The sequence below is a fragment of the Bacteroides sp. HMSC067B03 genome (genome assembly GCF_001811315.1).
Classification (GTDB): Bacteria; Bacteroidota; Bacteroidia; order Bacteroidales; family Bacteroidaceae; genus Bacteroides; species Bacteroides faecis.
Window position 1 is genome coordinate 1 of record NZ_KV804342.1, and the last position, 6,638, is coordinate 6,638.

The window sequence follows — 6,638 nt, forward strand, 5'->3', positions numbered from 1 at the left end:
GGTTGTGCCAGCGTTTTGACACAACCTCTTTTTTATTTTATTCCTTCGGACAAAAGGAAAAACACATAAAAAAACGGCAGACTATTTCCTGAAAAGAAAAAAGTCTACCGTTCTTATTATATAAGATTGCTTACTTCAATTTAGCCAATGCTTCTTTGATTCGGCGAATAGCTTCTGCAATATTTTCATCGCTTGTAGCATAGCTCATACGAATGCATTCGGGAGCACCAAAAGAAGCGCCGCCTACACAAGCTACATGAGCTTCTTCGAGCAGATACATCGCCAGGTCATCCGAATCTTCAATCTTACGTTCACCATTACTCTTTCCGAAGAAGTAGCTACATTTCGGGAACAGATAGAAAGCACCCTGCGGTACGTTCACCTCGAATCCCGGAACCTCTTTCGCCAACTTCACAATCAGGTCGCGACGACGTTCAAATGCTTTCTGCATTTCTTTCACCGGTTCCTGTGTACCTGTATATGCAGCTTCAGCAGCTTTCTGAGATACAGAACAAGGACCCGAAGTGTACTGACCCTGCAACTTATTGCAAGCTTTCACAATCCATTCCGGACCGGCGATAAAACCAATTCTCCATCCAGTCATGGCATACGCCTTAGATACACCGTTCACAATCACTGTACGTTCCTTCATTTCCGGGAACTGAGCGATACTTTGATGTGCACCGATATAATTAATATGTTCGTAAATTTCGTCGGCAATAACCACTACTTGCGGATACTTGGCCAATACGGCTGCCAATCCTGCCAGTTCTTCTTTACTATACACCGAACCTGTCGGGTTAGACGGAGAACAAAGAATCAAAGCTTTGGTTTTCGGAGTAATAGCAGCTTCCAGTTGTTCCGGAGTAATCTTGAAATCTTGTTCAATGCCGGCAGAAACGATAACAGGAGTACCTTCTGCCATCTTCACCATTTCCGGATAGCTTACCCAGTAAGGGGCCGGTACAATCACTTCATCACCCGGATTTACCAAAACCAGGATAGTGTTGCAAACAGATTGTTTGGCACCATTCGCACAAGAAATCTGAGCGGCAGTATATTCAAGACCGTTCTCTTTTTTCAGCTTCTCAACAATCGCATTGCGTAAAGCCGGATAACCCGGTACCGGAGAGTAGCGAGAAAAGTTATCATCAATGGCTTTTTTCGCAGCTTCTTTGATGTGATCAGGAGTATTAAAATCCGGTTCTCCTACACTTAAGTTAATAACATCAACACCCTGCGCTTTGAGTTCATTGCTCTTTTGCGACATGGCAAGTGTCGCCGATGGCGACAAGCTGTTCAAACGGTCTGATAATTGATTCATTTTGTATCTATTTTATTGTTGTTGAGTGAAAATCGTTGCAAAATAAGCGATAATATTCGATATATAAAAACAAAATGGCATTTTACTTATTAAAATGTAAAGTATGTCCCATTCTTTCCTTCTTTGTTCTCAAGTATCGCTCATTGTAGGGGTTAGGAACTGTTTCAACAGGTACATTTTCCACAATCTCCAATCCATAGGCTTCGAGTCCTACACGTTTCACCGGATTATTTGTCAAAAGTTTCATTTTATGCACTCCCAGTTCACGAAGAATCTGAGCTCCTACTCCATAGTCACGCTCATCCGCCAGGTGTCCCAGGCAAACATTGGCATCCACAGTATCCATTCCGTCTTCCTGAAGTTTATATGCTTTCATTTTCTCCATCAAGCCGATACCACGACCTTCCTGATTCAGATAAACAATCACACCTTTTCCCGCTGCATCTATCATTTCCATCGCTTTATGCAACTGTTCGCCACAGTCACAGCGTCTGGAACCAAAGATATCACCGGTAGCACAAGAAGAATGCACACGCACCAAGATCGGTTCGTCCTCATTCCAAGTTCCCTTGAATAAAGCAACATGTTCCAAACCATTTGATTTCTGACGGAAAGGAATCAGACGGAACATACCATGTTCGGTCGGCATATTTACCTCAACACCTTTTTCTACAATCGATTCCTGTTTCAAACGATAAGCAATCAAATCATGAATGGAAATCAGTTTCAATCCATGTTCATCAGCCATTGCACGAAGTTCCGGCAGACGTGCCATTGTACCGTCATCGCTCATTATTTCCATCAAAGCACCTGCGGGGTAAAGTCCGGCAAGACGTGCCATGTCAATGGTAGCTTCCGTATGTCCGGCACGACGAAGCACTCCTTTTTCCTGTGCATACAACGGATTGATATGTCCGGGACGTCCAAAAGTGGCCGGTGTAGAAGCCGGGTCAGCCAATGCCAGGATAGTGGCAGCACGATCGGAAGCAGAAACTCCGGTACTGCAACCTTCCAGCTTATCGATTGTCACCGTAAAAGGAGTACCCAATACAGAAGTATTATCACTGACCTGATGCGGCAAATCCAGTTCTTTACAACGAGACACAGTGACAGGAGCACAAAGTACACCACGTGCATGTTTCAACATGAAATTAACTTTCTCAGGAGTTATCTTTTCGGCAGCTATGATTAAATCACCCTCATTCTCACGATCTTCATCATCCACTACAATGACAAACTTGCCTTCTTTGAAATCAGCAATTGCATCTTCTATTCTATCCATTTTAATCTCTTCCATAACACTTATTTATTAATATTCTGTATGATGAATTGAACTTGTTCATTGTTTTTTATGATCCGCTCCATATCCTTAGCCAGACGAACACGGAATGCCCAGATACGGAAATAGAAAAATAGTCCGACAGGGAAAATAACCCCGGCAGCCAGATTCAGCCAATATATATGAAACGGGCGTATATGAGCAGAAACGGAAATAACCGGATAATTGTTTAATGTATTCAACAAAGTCACAGACTTCGTATTGGACATCTCTTCTATCAGTGTTTCCAACTTTTCATTGATATACATCACCTCATCGTCCTTCTCACCCGACATCCACAATTTAAAATAATTCGGAGCTTTCATCAAGCGGTTTTTAGCCACATACTCTTTACATTTATCAGTAAGCACCTGCAAGTCAACCGGTATACGATTATAATCCGGATCATGAATCACCACTTCTTTCTTAAATAGATGGCGTACGTTACGAATACCGACAATCTTCTTAAACCAGTTGATATATGCATCGGCGTTGAGCACTACAGAGTCTTTATTTGATTTATAAGTCAGGAAAGCACCCAACGGGGCAAGCACAGCGCTACTGGTCCACACTCCCATCCATACTACCCATCTGCCGTCACGCGCCATTTTATAGCCCGTATTATCTATAATATAATAAATGATGAAAACCATTACCGAAACGATAACCGGCATCCCCAGTCCACCTTTACGGATAATCCCGCCTAATGGAGCACCAATGAAGAAGAACAACAGACAAGAAAGCGAAATAGTGATCTTTTTATGCCATTCTATCTCATGCTTCCTCATACTATAATCATGGCTACCCATTGTGTAGCTTTTAAAGTTTATATCGCTGCTCAGATTTTCCGCACGACTTGTAGCAGCTGAAATGATCTTCTGCTTTTGCATCAAAGGAGCTACCTCATAAAGACTATCGATATTATATTCAGTAATATTCGCCTCCATAATCTTAACCGTGTCCTCTTTTGTCAGCCCATAAGTTGTACGGAAATTCCCCTCCGAAACCTCCCGGTAATATTGTCTTCCGATACTATCTCCCACCATTTTCATAGAGTCGATAGAAGCTTGCAGCATTGACATATCCTTGGCAGCGGATGTATTACTCATAATACTGGCATCTGCCATATTGAAGTCTGAGTCAAACTCAATAATCGTATGTTTTTCCCTGAATTCTTCACGACGATACGGCACATTCTGAGATTTCATATTCTGTGCTCTCAGGTTTTCAAACAAATCTCCACTATATAAATGCAGCCAGAGATGCTGTTTATCAGCAGTCATCTCCATTCGTCCGGAATCGGCATAAATAATATGTGCGTTCTCAAATCCGTCTTTCAGATTATAAATCATCACATCATACATCATACCTGTTTTTCGGTTTTTCTTAGCTATTTTCAGATTATAATCCGGTATTTCCGAATAAAACACTCCCTCCGGGATATCCAATTCCGGAGACTTTTGTTTCATCGAAATAATCAGTGTGTATAGCTTAGTCTGGGCGATAGGTCCCACGACGTTCTGGAAATAAAAAGAGACAGCAACCAAACCACAGACAAAGAAAGCCAGCGGGCGCATAATTTTAAGCAAAGAAATACCCGCAGCTTTCATTGCAAGTAACTCATAACGTTCGCCAAAGTTGCCGAAAGTTATTAAGGAAGCCAGCAATATTGCCAACGGCAACGATATCGGCACCAATGTCAATGCGGAATAAAAGAAGAATTGAGCTATCACACTCATATCCAGCCCCTTTCCGACTAATTCGTCTACATATCTCCACAAAAACTGCATCATGAAGATGAAGAGACAGATGAAGAATGTACCTACAAAGAGCATCAGGAAGCTCTTTACGATAAATATATCTAATTTCTTTATGCGTAGCATCTTAATAGGTTCGTGCAATTAAGACGCAAAATTAGCACAAAAAAAGTAGCATAGAAAATTTTTAGTTGAAAGTTAACTAAAAACCACACGTTCTTCTCAATTTCGCCACTTGTGACTCCCACAATTCTTCCATATCATCTACTTCGTCCGCCTCTGCGAAATCTGTAATTTCTAATACATAATCACTTGTCAGCTCATTATAAGTCATTTTGATCTCAAAATAATCGCGCTCGTTTTCATCATCCTGCCAACGGAACCGGATAAATGAGAAAGAACGGATTGCAATAATTTCGGCACTTCTCTGTTCCGTCTTCCCCCAATGGAATTCTACGACTTTATCATCAGATATTACTTTATCAGCAAACCAGTCCTCCAACCCGGTCGGTGTGCTAATAGCTGCCCAAAGAATATTTTTAGATGTTGCATTCAACAAATACTCCAAATGAATCTTTTCTTTTTTCATAGCAATTTCGAATTGTTTTTACGTGTGCCAAGATAGATACTTTTTTCTAATTATGTGGCATAAATCAGACACTTTATTTAAAACTTATTTCTTTTCAAGGCCTCAAACTCCCTATTTATAGGAAAAAGAGAACCTCGTTCTAAAGAAAAAACACAAAAAAGTTATGAATTGTTTTGGAGATTACAGAAAAACATCTATCTTTGCACCCGCAATCGAGAAACGATGGCGGGATAGCTCAGCTGGTTAGAGCGCATGATTCATAATCATGAGGTCCCCGGTTCAATCCCGGGTCCCGCTACTTGATAAGAATAAGGCATTTGGGAGGCTTCCACTTCTGGGTGCCTTTTTCTTTTTTACCTCCGGTTTGCGCTATGGTTTGCGCTAGCGTCAAATTCAATGTAACATGGTTCAACAAATTTTATCTCTACAAAGATACTATTTTACTTTCAAATTTTAATAGAAAAGATTAATTATGGTAGATTCTACCCTACTAGAACAAATCTGCTATTCATAAAGTTTGAATGACATTTTTTTCTTTGACTTAAAGAATTGTCCTATTCTTAATTTCCGAGAATTACTCACATCTTTATACGGTTCTGCTAACTCCTTTAACAATTCATATAGTATCTGATTTACTAATAGCATATCTTTATATATGTCCTTTATCTGTTCTCCGTCTTCATAGTAGTGCTTATCCTTATAACCAATAAAAAACATATCAGATTTATTGGGGTCACATTGAGGAGAAGTATATCTAAATATAACTTTATTGGGATGAATCCACCGACAACCCTCTTTATATATTTCCGATATTCCGGAATATCTTTTATTCAATTCTCCACACAGATAACCAGCAGTAAGATATTGTTTACCGATACAAAGTTTATTAGTAGGTTTACCGTCCATGAAATATTTGAAGAATCGCTCCTTATCTTTATATAAGAGGCAAGCATAAACTTCCAAACAGCAATCCACCTGCATCCTAATAAAATGTATGGCAGATAGTTTATTCTTATTCTTTAGTAAAGTATTAAAAGCCGCATTATTTTCTAAAGCATACGTAATAATAATATACATAAATAAATATACAGAATAGTGCTTATCAGTACAAACACTACCTAACACTTTACAATATCGTTTTGAAAATTTAATAGGTCTACTCATATATAACATACATTACACACAATGGGAGATTAACAAAAAAGGGACATCCAAAGATATCCCTCCACCAAATTACTTGGTTGTACCACCATTTAGATTTGCTAAATAATTCTCCAAAATGTCTTTGGGTACATCTTTTAACAATTCTATTTGATTCTTAGACCTTAACCTCTTACAGTTTTCAATCCAAGCCTCGTATAGTTTAATTCATTTTGTACACCAAGATACTAGAGCATCAGGAGTAGCATCTTCACTAAACCACAAACCATACAATTTGGCTGATTCTTCACGAGTTAATACAACACCTGCTTCTTTAGTAACATTTTCTAAATAATCCATAATTCAATATGCTTCAGTCAATAATTTCAACAATCAACACTCTTTACTGGATGTTCAGAATAAGAGTATAAAACCGTTATATTACTAATTCTTAGAAAATGCGGTGCAAATATACCAAAAAACAGCAAATGAATTTCTTCAAATGCTGTT

Annotated in this window: 6 protein-coding genes and 1 tRNA gene; 1 reads left to right on the forward strand and 6 read right to left on the reverse strand. The window is 39.3% G+C overall.

The window, feature by feature from the left end; translation table 11 throughout:
- Positions 1–130: 130 nt before the first annotated feature.
- The 4 genes from HMPREF2794_RS10560 to HMPREF2794_RS10575 form a co-directional block, all read right to left on the reverse strand.
- Entirely contained in the window at positions 131–1,324 is a 1,194-nt protein-coding gene (locus tag HMPREF2794_RS10560) for a pyridoxal phosphate-dependent aminotransferase (RefSeq protein WP_010535427.1), read from the reverse strand.
- An 82-nt stretch (positions 1,325–1,406) separates the two neighbouring features.
- Positions 1,407–2,621 carry a bifunctional 3,4-dihydroxy-2-butanone-4-phosphate synthase/GTP cyclohydrolase II gene (locus HMPREF2794_RS10565; protein ID WP_055271664.1) on the reverse strand — a complete coding sequence of 405 codons (1,215 nt, stop codon included), beginning with the start codon at positions 2,619–2,621 and terminating at the stop codon, positions 1,407–1,409.
- 5 nt (positions 2,622–2,626) lie between these two features.
- Complete coding sequence (locus HMPREF2794_RS10570) at positions 2,627–4,525, reverse strand: LptF/LptG family permease (RefSeq protein WP_029425015.1); 1,899 nt, start codon at positions 4,523–4,525, stop codon at positions 2,627–2,629.
- 76 nt (positions 4,526–4,601) lie between these two features.
- Positions 4,602–4,988 carry an START-like domain-containing protein gene (locus HMPREF2794_RS10575; RefSeq protein ID WP_010535430.1) on the reverse strand — a complete coding sequence of 129 codons (387 nt, stop codon included), beginning with the start codon at positions 4,986–4,988 and terminating at the stop codon, positions 4,602–4,604.
- A 224-nt stretch (positions 4,989–5,212) separates the two neighbouring features.
- Between HMPREF2794_RS10575 and HMPREF2794_RS10580 the strand changes: the two genes are divergently transcribed.
- A tRNA-Met gene (locus tag HMPREF2794_RS10580) sits at positions 5,213–5,286 on the forward strand.
- A gap of 206 nt (positions 5,287–5,492) precedes the next feature.
- On the opposite strand, the gene HMPREF2794_RS10585 is transcribed toward HMPREF2794_RS10580, so the two are convergent.
- The gene (locus HMPREF2794_RS10585) at positions 5,493–6,152 is read right to left on the reverse strand and encodes a hypothetical protein (RefSeq protein ID WP_070751491.1); all 660 of its coding nucleotides are present in this window, start codon (positions 6,150–6,152) and stop codon (positions 5,493–5,495) included.
- 204 nt (positions 6,153–6,356) lie between these two features.
- Positions 6,357–6,488 (reverse strand): hypothetical protein, encoded by a 132-nt coding sequence (locus HMPREF2794_RS29805; RefSeq protein WP_255323293.1) that lies wholly within the window; start codon positions 6,486–6,488, stop codon positions 6,357–6,359.
- Positions 6,489–6,638: the final 150 nt, after the last annotated feature.